The sequence below is a fragment of the Rhodococcus pseudokoreensis genome, assembly GCF_017068395.1.
GTDB lineage: Bacteria > Actinomycetota > Actinomycetes > Mycobacteriales > Mycobacteriaceae > Rhodococcus_F > Rhodococcus_F pseudokoreensis.
On record NZ_CP070619.1, the window covers coordinates 7951996 to 7970350 of the forward strand.

The window sequence follows — 18355 nt, forward strand, 5'->3', positions numbered from 1 at the left end:
AGTGAAGAAACCCGCTCGCCGAGATGGCACACCGGATCGCAACAACAAGAAGCAGCGCCCCACCAGGTCGGAGACCGGAGGGCGCACCAGGTCGGAGGCCGGAGGGCGTCCGGACAGGGCCGAGGCCGGTCATCGATCAGGCCGGCCCGACGCCGCGAAGGGCAAACCCGGCAGGCCCGACCCTGCCGCGAAGAACAAGCGCGGCAAGCCCAAGTCGGCCAAGCCGCAGCGCGCGCAGGCCCAGGCCCCCAAGATCAGCAACGCCAAGCCGGCCCGACACCAGTACGCCGACGCCGATCGGCCCGTCGGCCCGCCGCAGGGCGACGGCATGCGCCTGCAGAAGGTTCTCGCTCAGGCCGGCGTCGCGTCGCGTCGTGCGGCCGAGGAACTGATATCGCAGGGTCGCGTCGAGGTCGACGGCCGCATCGTCATCGAACAGGGACTGCGCATCGACCCCGAGAACGCGGTGGTGCGCGTGGACGGTGTCCGCGTCGTCGTCCAGAAGGACCTGGTTCACCTCGCCCTCAACAAGCCCCGCGGCTGGCAGTCGACGATGTCGGACGACCTGGGTCGCCCGTGTGTCGGCGACATCGTCTCCGAGCGGGTCGCCGCCGGTCAGCGGTTGTTCCACGTCGGCCGACTCGACGCCGACACCGAGGGACTGCTGCTGCTCACCAACGACGGTGATCTCGCGCATCGGCTGATGCACCCGTCGTTCGAGGTGTCGAAGACGTACCTGGCGACAGTGTCGGGTGCTCTCGAGCGCGGCGTCGGTAAGAAGCTGAAGGAGGGTGTCGAACTCGAGGACGGACCGGCGAAGGTCGACACGTTCACGCTCCTCGACATCAACGAGGGCAAGTCGCTGGTCCGGGTCACGCTGCACGAAGGCCGCAAGCACATCGTGCGCCGCTTGTTCGACGCCGTTGGCCATCCCGTCATCCGGCTGGTTCGGACGGACATCGGTGCGGTCGCTCTCGGCGACCAGCGGCCCGGCACGCTCCGCGTCCTGGGTCGAGGCGAGGTCGGCGGTCTCTACGGGGCGGTGGGCCTGTGAGTACCCCTTCGCTGGTCGTCGCGATGGACGGCCCGTCCGGAACCGGGAAGTCGAGCGTCTCGCGGATGCTGGCGCAGCGCCTCGACGCCCGCTACCTCGACACCGGCGCCATGTACCGCATCGCGACGCTGCATGTGCTGCGCAAGGGCGTGGACCTCACCGATCCCGCCGCGATCGCCGACGCGACCGCGGGTCTGCCGTGGTCGATCGGCACCGACCCGGCGGGCGAGCAGGTTCTGCTCGACGGCGAGGACGTGGGGGAGGAGATCCGCGGCGACGCGGTGACCAAGGCCGTCTCGGCTGTCTCCGCCGTTCCCGCGGTGCGTGAACTGCTCGTCGCCGCGCAGCGTCGAATCACGGGCGAGACCGAACGGATCGTCGTCGAGGGCCGGGACATCGGCACCGTCGTGCTTCCCGACGCCGACGTGAAGATCTACCTCACCGCCTCGGCGGAAGCCCGGGCCCAGCGCAGGAATGCGCAGAATCTCGCGGAAGGACGAGGCGACGACTACGCGGCCGTACTGGCCGACGTGCAGCGTCGTGACCACCTCGACTCCACGCGCGCCGTGTCGCCGCTGCGGCCGGCCGACGATTCCGTGCTGGTCGACACCAGCGAACTCGGAATCGACGACGTGATCGGCAGGTTGCTGCTGGTGGTAAGCGACAGAAGTGGAGCAGGGCAGTGACCGAACAATTCACCACCGAGTTCGCCGGCGACGGCACCTGGAGTGAGGAATCCGACTGGGAGGTCCTCGACCTCGAAGACGGCGGCGACGGGGAGGCCCACATCCCGGTGCCGACCCTCGCCGTGGTCGGGCGCCCGAACGTCGGCAAATCGACGCTCGTCAACCGGATCATCGGCCGCCGCGAAGCCGTCGTCGAGGACATTCCCGGTGTGACCCGGGACCGTGTCTCGTACGAGGCGAACTGGAGTGGCCGCCGATTCATGGTGCAGGACACCGGCGGCTGGGAACCCGACGCCAAGGGCCTGCAGCAGTCCGTGGCCCGGCAGGCGGAACTGGCGATGCAGACCGCGGATGCGATCCTGCTCGTCGTCGACGCCGTCGTCGGCGCCACCGCGACCGACGAGGCCGTGGCCAAGGTGCTGCGCCGGTCCAAGACGCCGGTTCTCTTGGTCGCCAACAAGGTGGACGACGGCCGCACCGAATCCGAGGTGGCCGCACTCTGGTCGCTGGGGCTCGGACAGCCGCACTCGGTGAGTGCGACGCACGGCCGCGGCACGGGCGACCTCCTCGACGAGGTGCTCGCCGCCCTGCCGGAGACCCCGCGTGAGGGCATCCCCGGCGGCGGACCGCGACGTGTGGCCCTGGTCGGGAAGCCGAACGTCGGGAAGTCGAGCCTGCTGAACAAGCTGTCGGGCGACGAACGTTCGGTGGTCCACAACGTTGCCGGTACCACCGTCGACCCGGTCGACTCGATCGTGGAACTCGGCGGCAGGCCGTGGCGTTTCGTCGACACCGCCGGTCTGCGCAAGCGGGTCAGCCACGCCAGCGGCGCCGAGTTCTACGCGTCGCTGCGGACGAAGAGCGCCATCGAGGCCGCCGAGGTCGCGATCCTGCTGATCGACGCATCCGAGCCGATCTCCGAGCAGGACCTGCGCGTGCTGAGCATGGTCGCCGACGCGGGCCGGGCCCTCGTCATCGCGTTCAACAAGTGGGATCTGGTCGACGAGGACCGGCGCCTGCAGCTCGATCGGGAAGTCGATCGGGACCTGGTGCGGGTGCCGTGGGCGCAGCGCGTCAACATCTCGGCGCAGACGGGACGCGCGGTGCAGAAACTGGTGCCCGCCCTCGACACGGCGCTGGAATCGTGGGACAAGCGCATTCCGACGGGCCGGCTCAACACGTGGCTCAAGGAAGTCGTCGCCGCGACCCCGCCGCCGATGCGCGGTGGCCGGCTGCCTCGCGTGATGTTCGCCACGCAGGCCGGAACGCGTCCGCCGACGTTCGTGCTGTTCACGACCGGGTTCCTCGAGGCAGGCTACCGCCGGTTCCTGGAGCGGCGTCTGCGTGAGGAGTTCAATTTCGACGGCAGCCCCGTCCGCATCTCGGTGCGAGTGCGGGAAAAGCGTGAGCGACGGAGTCGTTGATCCGACAGAATGCGCTCTGACCAGGCGATTAGCGTTACGGACTGCCGCTGATGTAATCTCATCGAGCACCTGAACGAGGGTGTGGACGGGCTGTGGCGCAGCTTGGTAGCGCACTTGACTGGGGGTCAAGTGGTCGCAGGTTCAAATCCTGTCAGCCCGACCAGATGATCAGCGAAGGCGGTTTCCCGGAAACGGGAAACCGCCTTTTCTGTGTCTCCGGCGCGGGATTCACGCCGTGACGATGACGGGGTCGCCGACCTTGGCGTTGTCGTAGAACCACTGCGCGTTCTCGGTGCTGAGATTGATGCAGCCGTGGCTGACGTTCTCGAATCCCTGCGAACCCACCGACCACGGTGCGGCGTGCACGAAGATTCCGCCCCACGTGATGCGGGTGGCGTATTCGACGTAGAGGCGGTAGCCCTCCTCGTCGTCGATCGGGACACCGTACGTCGACGAGTCCATGATCATGTCGCGGAACTGCTCGATGACGGGGAAGGTCCCGAGCGGTGTCTCGTAGCCGGGTTTGCCCATCGACGCGGGCATGGTCTGCACGACCTGGTCGTTGATGCTGACCGTGAACTGGTGCGTCGTCGTGTTCGCGACGGCGACGAGTGCGTCACCGACCTGGAATTGCGACCTCGCGCCCGCCGCCTCGACGGTCACCGCGGTGTGCGCAGGCCAGAAGTGGTCCGGGCTCCACTGCAGGGTGCGGTCGTCGATCCAGGAGAACTGCCCGGGCACCGGTGTCGACGGGGTGATCCGGACACCACGCTCGGCGAGCGCGCGATCGGGCACCGGAGACGTGAACCTGACGACGACGGGATGGGCGATGCCGACGACCTGACCGCTCGCGGGGGAGAGTGCCGGCGCGAGGATCTTTCCGGTGACGGCTGGGGGCGTCGCCGACGCGGCGGCGCTCACTCCGCACACGGCGAGTGCCGCGAGTACCGAGACGAGGAACAGACGTCCGACCTGCTGCGATTTCCACATGCCGTCCAGCCCTTCAGAGACTGTGAGCGTCATTTCAGTTAACCACGGCGATATCCGACAGCGGAACCAGGGAAACTGGATGCATTACGCGCATCAGAGGGCCACGGGCGACGCGCCGTCGTCACATCGGCCGCGTTTCGCCGGTCACATAGGTGACAGACGGCGACGGAGGGATGTGACCGATGAACGAGAACGATGTGCTGGCGCAGCAGTTCGAGACGCATCGCCGGCACCTGCGGGCGGTGGCCTACCGGATGCTCGGCTCGCTCACCGAGGCCGAGGACGCGGTGCAGGAATCCTGGCTGCGGCTGAGCCGCACGGACACCGATTCGGTGGAGAACCTGGGCGGCTGGCTGACGACGGTAGTGGCCCGCGTGTGCCTGAACATGCTGCAGTCCCGCAGGTCGCGGCGGGAAGAGCCCTTGGACCTACAGGTGCCGGATCCGATCGTGACTCTCTCGGACGGCAGCTACCCCGAACAGGAGGCGGTGCTCGCCGATTCGGTGGGTCTCGCGCTGCTCGTGGTCCTGGGCACGCTCACCCCGTCGGAGCGGCTGGCGTTCGTGCTGCACGACATGTTCGCCGTGCCGTTCGAGGACATCGCCCCCATCGTCGAGCGATCCCCGGCGGCCGCCCGGCAACTGGCGAGCCGCGCACGGCGCCGACTGCAGGGAGCACCCGTTCCCGACACCGATCCCGTCCGGCAGCGCGCAGTGGTCGACGCGTTCCTGGCGGCGGCGAGGGGCGGCGACTTCGACGCCCTCGTGGCGGTATTGGATCCGGATGTCGTGCTCCGGGCCGACACGGGCGCGTTGCCCCCGGGCGCCTCCACCATGGTGCGCGGTGCGGAGACCGTCGCGGGCCGGGTGCTCGGGTACGCGCGGCTGGCCCGGTTCGCGCAACCGGCACTCGTCAACGGTGCCGCCGGCGTGGTCGCGATCTCCGAGGGACAGCTGCTGTCCGTCATGGGCGTCACGATCCGGCAGGGGACGATTGTGGAGATCGACATCCTCGCCGACCGCGAGCGCCTCGCCGGGCTCGTCGTCGAGAATCTCGACTGACGAGCCCACCGAGGTCATTCCGCGCGGTGCCCGCCGTCTCCGTGGGCGTTGCCGGTGCGCAGGGCGATCAGCGCTGCGGCGGCGAGGAAGATGCTGCCGGTCAGCAGCGCTCGCTGGAAGCCGGAGGTGAGTGCCTCGGGCACAGGCGAATTCGTTGCGAGCAGGTGCTGGGTACGGGAGGTGGCGATCGCGGCGAAGATCGCCAGACCGAGCGCGCTGCCGACCTGCTGCGAGGCGTTCAGCAACGCCGCCGCGAACCCCGCCTCCTCGGCAGGCACACCCGCGTTGGCTGCGGTGGTGACGCCGACGAAGACGGCACCGAGACCCAGCGACACGATCATCAGTCCCGGGAACAGATCGGCGAGATAGGCGCCGTCGACCGGGATCCGGGACAGGTAGAACAGGCCCGCCGCCGCCACCAGCGCGCCCACGACGGTGACGGGGCGGGTTCCGATGCGCGTGAGCAACTGGGAGGAGATTCCGGCTGCGACGCCGACGCCCAGGCAGAGCGGAAGGTACGCCGCCCCGGTCTGCATGGGGGAGTAGCCCAGAACGTTCTGCATGTAGAGGGTGAGGAAGAAGAACATCGCGAGCAGACCGGCGAACGCGATCAGCCCCGTGACATTTGCCGCCGCCAGGCCCTTGATGCGGAAGATCGACAGCGGCAGCAGTGGATCGGGGCTGCGCTGCTCGTTCACCACGAACGCGGCGATCAGGACGAACGCCCCGGCGAACGCGCTGATCGTGCGAGCAGACCCCCACCCCTGCTCGGGCGCCTCGACCAGGGCGTAGACGAACATCAGCATCCCGCCGGTACCGAGCACGCCGCCCACCAGGTCGAAGTCCGCGAGCCTGGCGCGTCGGCGGTCGTCGGGAATCAGCGCGTAGACTGCGGGCAGCACGAGAACACACGCCACCGGGTTGACGAACAACACCCATCGCCAGCCCGGGCCCTCGGTGAGCACACCACCGAGAAACACCCCGACCGCCGACGCGAGACCGCCCACGCCGGCCCAGACACCGAGTGCGGTATGGCGTTCGGACCCTTCCTCGAATGTCGTCGTCAGGATCGACAGCGCGGCCGGAAGCATCAGCGCCGCACCGACACCCTGCGCCAGCCGGGCGCCGATCAGGATCTCGGCGTTGCCGGCGAAACCACCGACCAGCGAGGACAATCCGATGACGACGGTGCCGGTGACGAGGACGCGACGGCGGCCGAGGAGGTCGGCGAGGCGACCGCCGAGCAGCATGAACCCGCCGTAGGTGATGAGATAGCCGCTGGGCACCCACTGCAGTTGCTGCACCGAGAAGTTCAGGTCGCTGCGTATGTCGGGCAGCGCGATGTTGACGATGGACGCGTCGACGAAGTCGAGAAAAGCCACGGCGCACAACAACGTCAGGGTGAGTCTGCCGCGGGCGGTGGAAAGAAACTGCGGTGTCGTAGTCGATCGTCGCGATCCGGACGTGCCGGTGATCGAGGTGTTCATGTCGGGCCTTCCTGTGTTCTTCGGTCGTCACTTCTATGACCGACGGCCCGGCGGCGATGTGACCGCGCACCGGCCGCGTCGCGAGTACTGTCGGAACCCGGCAGGTCACGGAAACGGGAGGCTGGCATGGCTGGACGGTTCGAAGGCACTGTGGTGATCGATCGCCCCATCGAGGAAGTGTTCGAATACCTCGCCGCCGGGGTCAACGACCGGGAGTTCAGCCCGCGGGTTCAGGAGATCGTGAAGAAGACGGACGGTCCTCCCGGAGTCGGCACCGTCTTCGTCAGCACCGTCAAGGACGCGGGAATGACCACGAAGCGGGAGTTCGAGATCACCGAATTCGAGGCGCCGCGGAAGATTCGCTGGGCGGAGCGATCGACGAACTCCGTGACCGCGAAAGAGGGCGGTTACGACCTCGAACCGTCGGGCGCGGGTACGAAGGTGACGATCTTCAACGTGCTGGAGGGTCACGGAATCGGAAAACTGATCGCACCCCTCGCGCTGCGGGCGGCCCGCAAGGACGCGCCCGCTTTCGCGCAGCGAATCAAGGCCGCCGCGGAGAAGTGACCGGACCTACCGTGCCGGGATGACGAGCGTCAGTAGCTGATCGACGTTGTCGGCGAGGGCATCCGCCGCCGTGTCGTCGCCCGACAGGTACCTGGCGAGGCTCTGCTGGAACAGTCCGTCGAACACCGCGTACATGGTGGGCGGGGCGATCGTGATCGTGCGTCCCGCCAGTTCCGCGTAACGGGACACGATGCGCCAGATCATGTTTTCGAGACTCTGGTCGATTGCGGCGACGTCCGCGCGGAACGACTCCTCGAACAGCGACTGCGAGCGGAGGTCGTACCAGAGGCGATGCATCGAGGCCTCGTCGCGGAGCGAATCCACCAGCACGCGGCCGAATCCCGCCCTCAACTCCTCGGGCGTCTGCGCCGTGGCAACCACGCCGTCGTAGCGCGTGACGCAGCGCGCCTTGTAGTGCTTTACGCAGTGCGTGATCAGATCGACCTTGTCGCTGAAGTAGTAGTGCAGAACGCCGTGGGAGAACTCGGAGTTCTGGGCGATCTCCCGGAGGCTGGTGCGGGCGTAGCCGAGTTCCGAGAGGGTCTGCAACGCGGCCTCGGCGAGTTGATCCCGGCGCTCGGCGAATTTGTCGACCTGGCGGCGCGAGACCCGGTCGGCGTTCTTCTCGGCGACGGGTGTCACGGCATTCTTCCTGTTCGGCTCGCGGAGTCCAGCACGGTGAGCATCAGTCTAGCCCGGGTTCCTTGACGACTGTGTAACAAATTCTTGACAGTCGTCAAGAGAATTCTTGACAGTCGTCCAGAGTCGAATACGCTGTGACCCACACCACAATGCGACAGTGACTCGCGACGTGGTTTCCGCGAATCGTCTCGGTGCGAAGGCAGGTCGGAATGAGCGTGCGTGATCTTGCAGGACGAAAAGCGCTGGTCACCGGGGGTGCGAAGGGGCTGGGGGCCGGAATGGCCGCCGCCCTCGCCGACGCCGGTGCGGCGGTCGTGATCGGTGACGTCCTCGAGGAGGAGGGGCGCGCGACCGCCGACTCGCTCGGGAAGACCGGTGTCGACACCGGATTCGTGACCCTCGACGTCACCGACGACGGCAACTGGGAGCGCGCCGTCGCTGCCACCGTGGAGCAACTCGGCGGACTCGACCTCCTCGTCAACAACGCCGGCATCGAGATCTCGTCACTCGTGGTCGACATCGACCCCGCCGACGTTCGCCGGATGTGCGACGTGAACATCCTCGGTGTCGCGCTCGGCCTGAAGCACGGTCTGCGCGCGATGCGCCCCGGCGGTGGCGCGGGCGCGGGAGGGTCGATCGTCAACGTCTCGTCGGTCGCCGCGACCATCCCGTTCCCCGGCATCGCCGGCTATTCCGCCACCAAGTCCGCCGTCGACCGGCTGACCCGGGTCGCGGCGCAGGAGGCGGGAAAACTCGGGTACGGCGTCCGCGTGAACTGCGTGTACCCGGGGCTGGTCGCCACGGAGATGGGACTCGGACTGGCCGCCGACATGGAGAGGCTCGGACTGTGGCCCAGCGCCGACGCCGCGGTTGCCGACGTGATCGGCCTGACCCCGCTCGGGCGGCTCGGTGAGGTCGCGGACATCGCCGACACCGTCGTCTTCCTGGCCTCCGACGCCGCCCGCTTCGTCACCGGAATCGGCCTGCCGGTCGACGGTGGCATGGGCATGTGACCGACCGCTCCGGCTCTCTCCCCACATTCACCGAAAGGGCACGTCATGACCGACAAGAAACCCGTCATCGTCTACGGAGTCTCCGGATACACCGGACGACTCGTGTGTGAATACCTGCGCGAGTTCAACATTCCGTTCATCGCCGCGGGGCGGGACAAGAAGCGGATCCAGGAAGTGCTCGACCGCATCCCCGGCCTGGACACCGTCGACCACGACGTGGTCGAGGTCGAGCACACCGTCCCAGCGCTGACCGAACTGTTCAGCGGCGCACGCGTGGTCAGCAACATGGTGGGCCCGTTCATCAAGTACGGTGCCGTCGTCGTCGAGGCGGCCCTCGCCGCGGGATGCCACTACACCGACACGACCGGTGAGCAGGACTGGGTTCTGGACGTGCAGGCGAAGTTCGGTGACCAGTTCGCGGAGAAGGGACTGCTGCTCTCTCCCGGCGTCGCCCAGATGTACACCACCGGAGAGATCGCCGCGAACATCGCGCTGGAGACGCCGGGTCTGGACACACTCGACATCCTGGTGTTGTGGAAGGGATTTCCCACGTACGCGTCCACCCAGACGATCTTCACCATCCTCAAGGCCGACTGGTACTACCTGGAACAGAACCGGTACGCGAAGTGGGAGCCCGGCAGCACATTCGAGGTCGTCGTTCCGGGACAGCACCAGATGGCACTCGCGCTGCCGTGGGGAGGTACCTGCCATCCCGTGTGGTTCAAGGACGATCCGCGGGTGGCCAACGTGAAGGCCGCGGGCGGCGTGTTCGACCGGTCCGTCATGGAGGGCGTCGTCGCGACGCAGAAGATGGTCGAGGAGCAGATCAAGACCCTGCCCGCGGACCAGCAGGAGGCCGCGCTCGCCGAGATAGCCGGTTCCGTGCAGGCGGGAATGCCGCCGCGCGAGAACCCGCGCGTCAACACGTCGCTGGACTCCGTGTACGCGTCGGGGCCGCTCGGGCGTGCGCACTGCGTCATCCACGGCAACTGCAACTACAAGCAGACGGGTCTCTTGCAGGCCTACGCCGCGTACTCCCTGTTGCAGCAGCCGCCGAAGCGGGCGGGACTGGCGTCGGCATGCCAGGCGTTCGGTCATCGGGAACTCCTGGGAATCCTGCGCAGTTTCGGTCTCGTGATGGAGCCGGTCGTCACCGTGCAGAGCTGACCGTCCCGGCCGCGACATTCAGGAGGACCGCACGATGCGCTTGACCGACTACCTCGACAAGGGCGCCTCGCTCGGACCGTCGTCGCCGTGTCTGACGATGGGCGAGCGGACGCTGTCGTACGCGGACGTCCAGGACCTGAGCCGGCGGGTCGCCGCGGCGCTGGCACGGTCGGGGATCGCCGCCGGCGACAAGGTGGCCGTCCTGTCCGGCAACGACCCGACCGCGTTCTCCTGCGTGTTCGGGATCAGCCGAGCGGGGGCAGTGTGGTGCCCGATCAACCCGCGGAACGAGGCCGTGGAGAATCGGGACCTGCTCGACCTCTTCGACTGTCGCTGCCTGATCTTCCAGAAAGCGTTCGCGCCCTTGGTCGATCGGATCCGGCAGCAGTTGCCGCTGCTCACGACGCTGGTCTGCCTCGACGGGGAGGAGACGTACGCCGACTCGTTCGAGGCGTGGCTCGGTGCCGAACGCCTCGACACCGAACCCGTCGACGACCTCGCGCTGATCGTCGGCACCGGCGGGACGACGGGGCGGCCGAAAGGGGTGATGCTCACCGGCCGGAACATCGAGACGATGTCCGCGCTGACCCTGATGAGTTACCCGTTCGACGGCAGACCGAAGTACCTCGCCCTCGCGCCGTTGACCCACGCGGCGGGTGTCCTGTGCTTTCCGATCCTCGCCCTCGGCGGGCAGGTGGTCATCATGCCGGCGCCCGACCTCGGGCAGTTCCTCGCGCACATCGACCGGGACCGCGTGACCCACACGTTCCTCCCACCGACGCTGATCTACATGCTGCTCGACCACGCCGACCTGGAGACGACGGACCTGAGTTCGCTGCAATGCTTCTGGTACGGCGCGGCGCCGATCTCGCCGACACGGCTGAGCGAGGCGCTGACCCGGATCGGGCCGGTGATGGCGCAGTTGTTCGGGCAGAGCGAGGCGCCGATGATGATCGCGACGATGGCGCCGAAAGACCATTTCCTGGCGGACGGCTCGGTGGCGACCGCCCGATTGAGCTCCGCGGGCCGACCCTCCCCGCTGGTGACGGTCGCGATCATGGACGGGCAGGGGGCGTTGCTGCCTGCCGGGGAGCGGGGCGAAGTGGTCGTGCGCAGCTCACTCGTCATGACGGGGTACTACAAGAATCCCGTTGCGACGCAGGAGGCGTCGGCGCACGGCTGGCATCACACGGGCGACATCGGGTACCTCGACGAGGACAACTTCCTGTACATCGTCGACCGCGCCAAGGACATGATCATCACCGGCGGATTCAACGTCTATTCCGTCGAAGTGGAACAGGCGCTCATGGCGTACCCGGGCATCCAGGACTGCGGGGTGATCGGGCTCCCCGACGACAAATGGGGCGAACGGGTCGTCGCCGTCGTCCAGGCGCGAGCGGGAACACCGATCGAGGCCGACGCGCTCACGGCGTTCGTGAAGGCGCGCATCGGCAGCGTGAAGACCCCGAAGGAGATCCTGGTCTGGTCCGATCTGCCTCGTTCCAAACTCGGGAAGGTCCTCAAGAACGAGATCAAACAGCAGTTGCTCGGCTGACGGCGGCCCTCGACGCGCGGGCCTCGAAACGCGGGGGACGCGGAACGTGGGTTTCGCGGCGAGTGGCGATACTGTCGGGTGATGGTGAATGGGCACGTACTCAGCAGGGAACGGCTCGCCGACGCGCTGGCACGCTTCGAACCACGGATCGTGGACCCGACGAACCGGCGGTCCGCGGCGGTCGTGATCGCCGTGATGAACGACGGCGCGGACGGTCAGGCCGTTCCGCTGACCAGGCGCCCGAGCAAGATGCGCGCGCATCCGGGGCAGTTCGCGTTGCCCGGTGGCGGGGTGGATCCGGGGGAGACCGGTGAGGACGCCGCCCGGCGCGAACTGCACGAGGAACTCGGCCTCGACGTGGGGCCGTCCGCGGTGCTCGGCAGGCTCGACGACTACGTGACCCGTTCCGGGTACGTCATCACGCCTTTCGTCGTGTGGTCGGAGCAGTCGATCACCTCGCTCGTCCCCAACCACGAGGAAGTGGCAGAAGTGTTCTCGGTGGGCGTCGCCGAGATCGACGCCGAGCCGCGATTCGTGGAGATCCCCGAATCGTCGAAACCGGTGATCCAGTGGCCGTTCCGGCGTCACCTCGTGCACGCCCCGACCGGCGCGGTCGTGTACCAGTTCCGGGAGGTCGCACTGCACGACCGGCACACCCGGATCGACGGTTTCGACCAACCCGTCTTCGCCTGGAGGTAGGGCGGCCACATCCGCCGGGGAACGCGACTAATCTCACAGTCCGTGACCTTCTTCGAGTCTCTCGCCCGCAAACTCGACCGCACCGGGATCGACCCCGTCGTCTGGCACGCCCCGCCGTCCCCTCCGCTCACGGGAGTGCTCGCTCCCAACGGCGTGCTCGACGGCGTGCACCGCTGGGCCCTGCCCACCGGAGAGGGACCGGAGGACGTGGCCGTCGATCACGACGGCCGGGTGGTCACCGGGGGCAACGACGGCCGAATCTGGCGGTTCGACAGCCGCGGCGACGCCACCGAACTCGCGAACACGGGCGGCCGGCCGCTCGGGGTCGAGGTCCTCGACGACGGCCGGTACCTGATCTGCGACGCCGAGCGCGGCGTGCTGAGGGTGGACGAGAAGGGGCGCGTCGACGTGCTCGCCGACACCGCGGCCGGGCGCCCACTCGTGGCGTGCAACAACTCCGCGGTCGGGCACGACGGCGTCGTGTACTTCACCGACTCCTCCGCGCACTTCACGATCGCCGACCACCGCTACGACCTTCTCGAACACCGGGGGACCGGTCGGCTGCTGCGTCTCGACCCGCGCACAGGGGAGACCGACCTTCTCGCCGAGGGACTGCAGTTCGCCAACGGCGTGGGCTTGGCCTCGGACGAATCGTTCGTCCTCGTCGCCGAGACCGGCTCGTACCAGATCTCCCGCGTCGACCTGACCGGACCGTCGCAGGGCCGGACGTCCGTGTGGGCCGAGAATCTGCCCGGCATCCCGGACAACATGACGTCGCAGACCGACGACGGGCTTTTCTGGGTGGCGCTGTACAGCCCGCGGATGCGGCTGCTGGATCTGCTCGCGCCGTACCCGGCGCTGCGCATCGTCGCGGCGAACCTGCCCGATGCCGTCCAGCCGAATCCGGTGCACGCGGGCTGGGTGGTCGCACTCGATCGGCATGGCGAGATCGTGCACAGCCTGCGCGGCGGCAAGGGCAGCTACGCACCCGTCACCGGGGTGCGGGAGCACGACGGGTGGCTGTACCTGGGAAGTCTGACCGCGGACGCCGTCGCGCGGGTCCCGGTTCCGCCACGACCCGACGTCGCTGCCGGCGAGTGAGACGGTCCTGACCTGCTCCGATGGATTCTCCGGGGGAGGATCGACGGACCACCGCCGCGGTTGTGGAAGAGTGGCGAGAGCGGTGCGACGAGCGCCCGAGAACAGGTCCGCACTCGACGCTGGGGAGATATTGGTGAATTCGGTGGACCGGGACACTGTGCGGTCGGACCGGATCGTGACCGTCCCGAATCTCCTGAGCGTGGTACGCCTGCTCGGAGTGCCGCTCTTCGTGTACCTGCTGCTCGTGACGCACTCCGACGGGTGGGCCCTCGCGATCCTCATGATCAGCGGATTCACCGACTGGCTCGACGGCAAGCTGGCCCGGATCCTCGACCAGTCGTCGAAGCTGGGTGCGCTGCTCGATCCGTTCGTCGATCGCCTCTACGTCGTCACGACACTGGTGACGTTCGTCGTGCGCGGATTCATCCCGTGGTGGGTGGCGGCGATCCTGATCGGCCGCGACGTCGTTCTCGCGCTGACACTGCTGATCTACCGGCGGCGCGGACTGCCACCCCCCGACGTGATGTACCTCGGCAAGGGGGCCACGTTCCTGCTCATGTTCGCGCTGCCGATCACCCTCGCGGCGCAGGGTGACTGGAGCATCGCCACGGTGGCGGAACCGCTCGGCGCTGCACTCCTGATCTGGGGCACGGTGCTGTACGTGTGGACCGGGCTGCTCTACACCGTCAACGCGCTGACCGTCGCGCGCACCGTTCCCGCGCGAGGATCGGGCGGCGACGAACGCGAGGTCCGCTGATGAAACGGACCGAGTCCGGCGTCCGCAGGAATCCGGTGCCGTCCCTGCTGCAGTCTCTGATGAACGATCATCTGGACCCCGGCTACGAGGGCGCGGCCGAGGATCGCGAGCACGGACATTCGCGGCAGACACGGGTCGGTCGGCAGGTGTGGATCGCGATCGGCGCACTGCTCGTCGGCCTGGTGCTGTCGGTCGCCTACCGGCAGGCCACCGAACGCATCCCGGGCACCGAGCAGGTGCGGTCCGAACTCCTGAGCAAGGTGCAGGACGCGGAGGACCGGGCGGGCGCCCTCGCGGCGACCCGGGACACGTTGACGGCACAGGCGGACGACGCCCGCGCCACCGCGCTGGCCGGCGACGCCCGCGGTGCCGCACTGCTCGACGAGTTACACGGACTCGAGGGGGACGCCGGGGTCGAGACCGTGCACGGTCCCGGACTGACCGTGACGCTCACCGACCCCGCGGCCAAACCCAACCTGTCCGATTCGTCCCAGCGCAGTGTCGGGGGGAAGGCGGTCGTGCTCGATCGCGACCTGCAGTCGGTGGTCAATTCGCTGTGGGCGGGCGGCGCCGAGGCCATTGCGGTCGGCGACGTGCGGATCGGGCCGTCGGTGACGATCCGGCAGGCGGGCGGCGCGATGCTCGTGGACAATCAGCCGGTGTTCTCGCCGTACGTGGTCTCCGCCATCGGCCCGCAGGGGCCGATGCAGACCGGATTCGTGGTGAGCGACGCCTACCTGCGGATGTCCAGCGTGGCGCAGTTGTACGGCATCGGCTTCGCCGTCGCGGAGGCCGACGATCTCCACTTGCCTGCCGCCCCGGCGCGGGAAGTGCGGGCAGCCCGGGAAGCAGGAACACGATGACAACGGCGGAGTCGGATGGAGGCGTCACACGAATGAAGGCAGCACTGAAGGGCGGATCCGCGATCTACGGGGTGCTCGCCCTGATCGTGGGGATCGTGCTGGGAGTGGTGTTCAGCCCGCAAGTGCCCGACGCCGTGCAGCCCTACCTGCCCATCGCCGTCGTCGCCGCGCTCGACGCGGTGTTCGGCGGATTGCGCGCATACCTCGACGAGATCTTCGACTCGAAGGTGTTCGTCGTCTCGTTCGTGTTCAACGTCCTCGTGGCGGCGCTGATCGTGTGGCTCGGTGACCAACTCGGTGTCGGAACCCAGCTGTCCACCGCGATCGTCGTCGTGCTCGGCATCCGCATCTTCGGCAACGCGGCCGCGCTGCGGCGCCGTCTGCTCGGGGCGTGATCGCGACGTGAGCGGGCACGAGGGCAGACACGAACTCCATGGCAACGAACCCACGACGTCGCGGCGCTCACACGTCGTCTTCGCGCTGCTGGCCGCGCTCCTGCTCGGCGGGCTGGGAATCGCGATCGTGACGCAGGTGAAGAACACCGGGTCCGGCGACACGCTCGACTCGGCGAGCCCCGCGGATCTGCTGGTCGTCCTGGACACGCTGAATCAGCGGGAGGCGGCTCTGCGGCAGGAGATCGCCTCGCTGGAACAGACCTTGGCAACCTTGCAACAGAGTGGCAGTTCCGGGGCGGCACTCGACGAGGCGCAGGCCCGGTTGACGGCCCTGTCGATCCAAGTCGGGAGCGCGCCGGCCACCGGCCCCGGCGTGACGCTGCGCATCACCGACCCCAACAAGGGGGTCGGATCCGAGGTCCTGCTCGACCTCGTCCAGGAACTGCGCGCCGCGGGCGCCGAGGCCGTGCAGATCCAGGGTGCCGACGGCCCGCCCATCCGGATCGGCGTCGACTCCTGGGTGTCCGGTTCGGCAGGCGGCGTGTCGGTGGACGGCCGCAAGGTGAACGCCCCCTACGGAGTTGTCGCCATCGGTGATCCGCCGACTCTGGCGGCCGCCCTGAACATTCCCGGCGGGGTGGTCGACACGGTCGCGCGCAGCGGTGGACAGTTGACGATCGAACAATCGCAGCAGGTCACGATCTCCGCCTTGCGGGAGGCGAAACCTCGCCAATACGCTCAGCCCGGAAATTGATCTTCGCATCCGCCCGCGGATTGCCATCGAAAGGAAGCCACTGTGAGTGAGCTCGAAATCCCCGCCGATCGTCGGTACACCGCCGAACACGAGTGGGTCGAGCGGACGGGGCCCACGACGGTGCGCGTCGGCATCACCGATTTCGCGCAGTCCCAGCTCGGCGACGTCGTGTTCGTCCAGCTTCCGGCCGTCGACGAGGACGTGACGGCGGGCGAATCGTTCGGCGAGGTGGAATCCACCAAGAGCGTCTCCGACATCTTCGCCCCGCTGACGGCGAAAGTCGTTGCCGCCAACGCTGATCTGGACGGCAACCCGGAACTCGTGAACTCCGCGCCCTACGGGCAGGGGTGGCTGGTGGAACTCGGCGTCGACGACGAGGCGACCCTCGACGCCGCACTGGCCGAAATGCTGGACGCCGCCGGGTATGCAGACATCACGGCAGGATAATTTCCCGCCGAACACGCGAAGCGGTAATCGGATAGTTTCGGAAGGTGCCGACAGCCCGGAAAACGGGGTTGCCGGAGAAATCCGCTGTCGGAATACCGGTTCGTAATGTACTGGCGGCCTGTCTCACTACACGCACCGGCGTGCGCAGGGTACGGTCAATGTTGAACGCATGTGCCGTGTCGGGGCGCAGGTCCGTAGTTTGAATGTGATCGTGGGAGTTTGCACAGAAGTTAATGTGCACGGGAACCGAATTATGTAGTACCGAGTGGCATTGCGTAGTCCAGCGAATCTTGCTGGATGATCGAACTAGGAGGAGAAACGGTGAGCGAGAACGGCAACGACGCGGTCTATGGGGAGACGCCGGCGGAAACCACGTCGGTCTTCCGCGCGGACTTTCTCAATGAGCTCGACAACTCCTCGGCAACCCAGGCTCCGGAGGCTCCGGTGTCGGGTGTGGAGGGACTGCCCGCGGGCTCTGCTCTGCTCGTCGTCAAGCGTGGACCGAACGCAGGGTCGCGCTTCCTGCTCGACCAGCCGACGACGTCCGCAGGACGGCATCCCGACAGCGACATCTTCCTCGACGACGTCACCGTCAGCCGTCGTCATGCGGAGTTCCGCCAGGAGGACGACGAGTTCCAGGTGGTCGACGTCGGCAGCCTCAACGGCACCTACGTCAACCGTGAGCCGGTCGACTCGGCAGTCCTCGCGAACGGCGACGAGGTGCAGATCGGCAAGTTCCGGCTGGTCTTCCTGACCGGACCCCGGACCACGGCCGGTGGGTCGCAGATCGGTGAGACGTCAGCTGGTGCGGGTAGCCAATGACCGCGGTGCGGCAGCAGCAGGCGCATTCGGGGATGTCGATCGGCTCCGTGCTGGATCGACTGCGCCCCGATTTTCCTGATGTGACGATCTCGAAGATCCGATTCCTCGAAGCCGAGGGTCTCATCAGCCCGCAGCGCACTCCCTCGGGGTATCGGCGATTCTCGATCGCCGACACTGAACGACTGCGCTACGTCCTGACGGCGCAGCGCGATCAGTATCTGCCGCTGAAGGTCATCAAGGAGCAGCTCGAGGCCATCGACAGAGGTGTGGCCACGGTCGGCGCAGGCGATTCTTCGCCGCGCCGGCCGCGCGCGCTCACCGTGGCCCCGGGAGAGGTGTCCCCGGAGGAATTCCGCTCCGACCGCGAGGTGCGGATCAGCCGCGACGACCTGATCTCCCGGGCCGGGATCGACGAGAAGTTCCTCGTCGAGCTGACCCGGGGCGGCCTGGTGGTTCCCGGGCCTGCGGGGTTCTTCGACGAGGATGCGGTGACCCTGGCGCGCACCGCGAGAGCGATGTCCGAATTCGGACTCGAGGTGCGGCACCTGCGGGCGTTCAAACTGGCCGCCGACCGCGAGGCCGGGTTGGTCGCGCAGATCGCCGGGCCCGTCGCCAAGGGCCGCGACGCCGGCGCACGGGATCGCGCCGAGGAGATGGTGCGGGAACTGGCCGCGCTGTCTCTGACGTTGCACACCTGCCTGGTGAAGTCGGCCGTCCGAGGTGCGCTCGATCGGTGAGGTGAGTTCGCCGGCGGTCCCACCTCGGAACTTCCCAACGACGCTGCGCTCGAACGGCTGTACGGTCGAAGAGCAGACACGAATCGAATAGAATCCTGGTACGGCATTGTGTGCCGCGGACGGACCATTGCAGG

Annotated in this window: 19 protein-coding genes, 1 tRNA gene and 1 pseudogene; 18 read left to right on the plus strand and 3 right to left on the minus strand. The window is 67.8% G+C overall.

Translation table 11 applies throughout. The annotated features are described in order from the left end of the window. The first annotated feature begins 1 nt into the window (after position 1). From JWS13_RS41600 to JWS13_RS41615, 4 genes are all read left to right on the plus strand, one after another. Positions 2 to 1054, plus strand: a complete 1053-nt coding sequence (locus JWS13_RS41600) for a pseudouridine synthase (RefSeq protein WP_087562125.1) — start codon at positions 2 to 4, stop codon at positions 1052 to 1054. After that, on the plus strand, positions 1051 to 1740 hold the full coding sequence (gene cmk / locus JWS13_RS41605) for a (d)CMP kinase (RefSeq protein WP_206010939.1): 690 nt from the start codon (positions 1051 to 1053) through the stop codon (positions 1738 to 1740). Before JWS13_RS41600 ends, cmk begins: the two co-directional genes overlap by 4 nt. After that, a complete protein-coding gene (gene der, locus JWS13_RS41610; protein ID WP_087562127.1) occupies positions 1737 to 3164 on the plus strand; it encodes a ribosome biogenesis GTPase Der in 1428 nt (475 codons plus the stop codon). Before cmk ends, der begins: the two co-directional genes overlap by 4 nt. A gap of 86 nt (positions 3165 to 3250) precedes the next feature. Further along, positions 3251 to 3327 (plus strand) — tRNA-Pro (locus JWS13_RS41615). A 65-nt stretch (positions 3328 to 3392) separates the two neighbouring features. Here the strand turns inward: JWS13_RS41615 and JWS13_RS41620 are convergent. Continuing rightward, on the minus strand, positions 3393 to 4154 hold the full coding sequence (locus JWS13_RS41620) for a L,D-transpeptidase (protein WP_206011920.1): 762 nt from the start codon (positions 4152 to 4154) through the stop codon (positions 3393 to 3395). A gap of 182 nt (positions 4155 to 4336) precedes the next feature. Here JWS13_RS41620 and JWS13_RS41625 point away from each other — a divergent pair, with 182 nt between their 5' ends. Beyond that, positions 4337 to 5215 (plus strand): sigma-70 family RNA polymerase sigma factor, encoded by an 879-nt coding sequence (locus tag JWS13_RS41625; RefSeq protein WP_206010940.1) that lies wholly within the window; start codon positions 4337 to 4339, stop codon positions 5213 to 5215. 221 nt (positions 5216 to 5436) lie between these two features. On the opposite strand, the pseudogene JWS13_RS41630 reads toward JWS13_RS41625, so the two are convergent. Then, positions 5437 to 6702, minus strand: a pseudogene (locus JWS13_RS41630) (MFS transporter); the annotation flags it as partial. Between the two features lie 126 nt (positions 6703 to 6828). Between JWS13_RS41630 and JWS13_RS41635 the strand changes: the two are divergent. After that, positions 6829 to 7269, plus strand: a complete 441-nt coding sequence (locus JWS13_RS41635) for an SRPBCC family protein (RefSeq protein WP_087562130.1) — start codon at positions 6829 to 6831, stop codon at positions 7267 to 7269. A gap of 6 nt (positions 7270 to 7275) precedes the next feature. Here the strand turns inward: JWS13_RS41635 and JWS13_RS41640 are convergent, their stop codons facing one another. Then, complete coding sequence (locus tag JWS13_RS41640) at positions 7276 to 7911, minus strand: TetR/AcrR family transcriptional regulator (RefSeq protein ID WP_206010942.1); 636 nt, start codon at positions 7909 to 7911, stop codon at positions 7276 to 7278. Positions 7912 to 8120: 209 nt separating this feature from the next. Here JWS13_RS41640 and JWS13_RS41645 point away from each other — a divergent pair, with 209 nt between their 5' ends. The 12 genes from JWS13_RS41645 to ftsR all read left to right on the plus strand — a co-directional run bounded on the left by JWS13_RS41645 (position 8121) and on the right by ftsR (position 18221). Further along, entirely contained in the window at positions 8121 to 8924 is an 804-nt protein-coding gene (locus tag JWS13_RS41645; protein WP_206010943.1) for an SDR family NAD(P)-dependent oxidoreductase, read from the plus strand. Positions 8925 to 8969: 45 nt separating this feature from the next. Further along, positions 8970 to 10091, plus strand: coding sequence for a DUF5938 domain-containing protein (locus tag JWS13_RS41650; protein ID WP_206010944.1), 1122 nt, complete (start codon positions 8970 to 8972; stop codon positions 10089 to 10091). Positions 10092 to 10125: 34 nt separating this feature from the next. Continuing rightward, a complete protein-coding gene (locus JWS13_RS41655; RefSeq protein WP_206010945.1) occupies positions 10126 to 11646 on the plus strand; it encodes an acyl-CoA synthetase in 1521 nt (506 codons plus the stop codon). A gap of 81 nt (positions 11647 to 11727) precedes the next feature. Then, positions 11728 to 12345, plus strand: a complete 618-nt coding sequence (locus JWS13_RS41660) for an NUDIX hydrolase (RefSeq protein WP_206010946.1) — start codon at positions 11728 to 11730, stop codon at positions 12343 to 12345. Positions 12346 to 12387: 42 nt separating this feature from the next. Further along, positions 12388 to 13446 (plus strand): SMP-30/gluconolactonase/LRE family protein, encoded by a 1059-nt coding sequence (locus JWS13_RS41665; protein WP_206010947.1) that lies wholly within the window; start codon positions 12388 to 12390, stop codon positions 13444 to 13446. Between the two features lie 133 nt (positions 13447 to 13579). After that, positions 13580 to 14203: a CDP-alcohol phosphatidyltransferase family protein gene (locus tag JWS13_RS41670; protein WP_124394322.1), complete on the plus strand. Its 624-nt coding sequence runs from the start codon at positions 13580 to 13582 to the stop codon at positions 14201 to 14203. Then, a complete protein-coding gene (locus JWS13_RS41675; protein WP_206010948.1) occupies positions 14203 to 15066 on the plus strand; it encodes a DUF881 domain-containing protein in 864 nt (287 codons plus the stop codon). The genes JWS13_RS41670 and JWS13_RS41675 overlap by 1 nt, the downstream gene beginning before the upstream one ends. A gap of 32 nt (positions 15067 to 15098) precedes the next feature. Further along, positions 15099 to 15461 (plus strand): small basic family protein, encoded by a 363-nt coding sequence (locus JWS13_RS41680; protein WP_206010949.1) that lies wholly within the window; start codon positions 15099 to 15101, stop codon positions 15459 to 15461. Positions 15462 to 15468: 7 nt separating this feature from the next. After that, positions 15469 to 16215, plus strand: coding sequence for a DUF881 domain-containing protein (locus JWS13_RS41685; RefSeq protein ID WP_124394324.1), 747 nt, complete (start codon positions 15469 to 15471; stop codon positions 16213 to 16215). A gap of 42 nt (positions 16216 to 16257) precedes the next feature. After that, positions 16258 to 16662, plus strand: a complete 405-nt coding sequence (gcvH, locus tag JWS13_RS41690; RefSeq protein ID WP_087562140.1) for a glycine cleavage system protein GcvH — start codon at positions 16258 to 16260, stop codon at positions 16660 to 16662. Positions 16663 to 16959: 297 nt separating this feature from the next. Continuing rightward, positions 16960 to 17484, plus strand: a complete 525-nt coding sequence (gene odhI, locus JWS13_RS41695; RefSeq protein ID WP_370183841.1) for an oxoglutarate dehydrogenase inhibitor Odhl — start codon at positions 16960 to 16962, stop codon at positions 17482 to 17484. After that, entirely contained in the window at positions 17481 to 18221 is a 741-nt protein-coding gene (gene ftsR / locus JWS13_RS41700; protein ID WP_206010950.1) for a transcriptional regulator FtsR, read from the plus strand. Before odhI ends, ftsR begins: the two co-directional genes overlap by 4 nt. The last annotated feature ends 134 nt before the right edge of the window (positions 18222 to 18355 follow it).

Coding starts and splice junctions, on each gene's coding strand:
- JWS13_RS41680 (WP_206010949.1), top strand. CDS start 15,099: ATGAAGGCAGCACTGAAGGGCGGATCCGCGATCTACGGGGTGCTCGCC.
- JWS13_RS41675 (WP_206010948.1), top strand. CDS start 14,203: ATGAAACGGACCGAGTCCGGCGTCCGCAGGAATCCGGTGCCGTCCCTG.
- JWS13_RS41625 (WP_206010940.1), top strand. CDS start 4,337: ATGAACGAGAACGATGTGCTGGCGCAGCAGTTCGAGACGCATCGCCGG.
- odhI (WP_370183841.1), top strand. CDS start 16,960: ATGATCGAACTAGGAGGAGAAACGGTGAGCGAGAACGGCAACGACGCG.
- JWS13_RS41635 (WP_087562130.1), top strand. CDS start 6,829: ATGGCTGGACGGTTCGAAGGCACTGTGGTGATCGATCGCCCCATCGAG.
- JWS13_RS41650 (WP_206010944.1), top strand. CDS start 8,970: ATGACCGACAAGAAACCCGTCATCGTCTACGGAGTCTCCGGATACACC.
- JWS13_RS41645 (WP_206010943.1), top strand. CDS start 8,121: ATGAGCGTGCGTGATCTTGCAGGACGAAAAGCGCTGGTCACCGGGGGT.
- JWS13_RS41660 (WP_206010946.1), top strand. CDS start 11,728: ATGGTGAATGGGCACGTACTCAGCAGGGAACGGCTCGCCGACGCGCTG.
- JWS13_RS41655 (WP_206010945.1), top strand. CDS start 10,126: ATGCGCTTGACCGACTACCTCGACAAGGGCGCCTCGCTCGGACCGTCG.
- ftsR (WP_206010950.1), top strand. CDS start 17,481: ATGACCGCGGTGCGGCAGCAGCAGGCGCATTCGGGGATGTCGATCGGC.
- JWS13_RS41620 (WP_206011920.1), bottom strand. CDS start 4,154: ATGTGGAAATCGCAGCAGGTCGGACGTCTGTTCCTCGTCTCGGTACTC.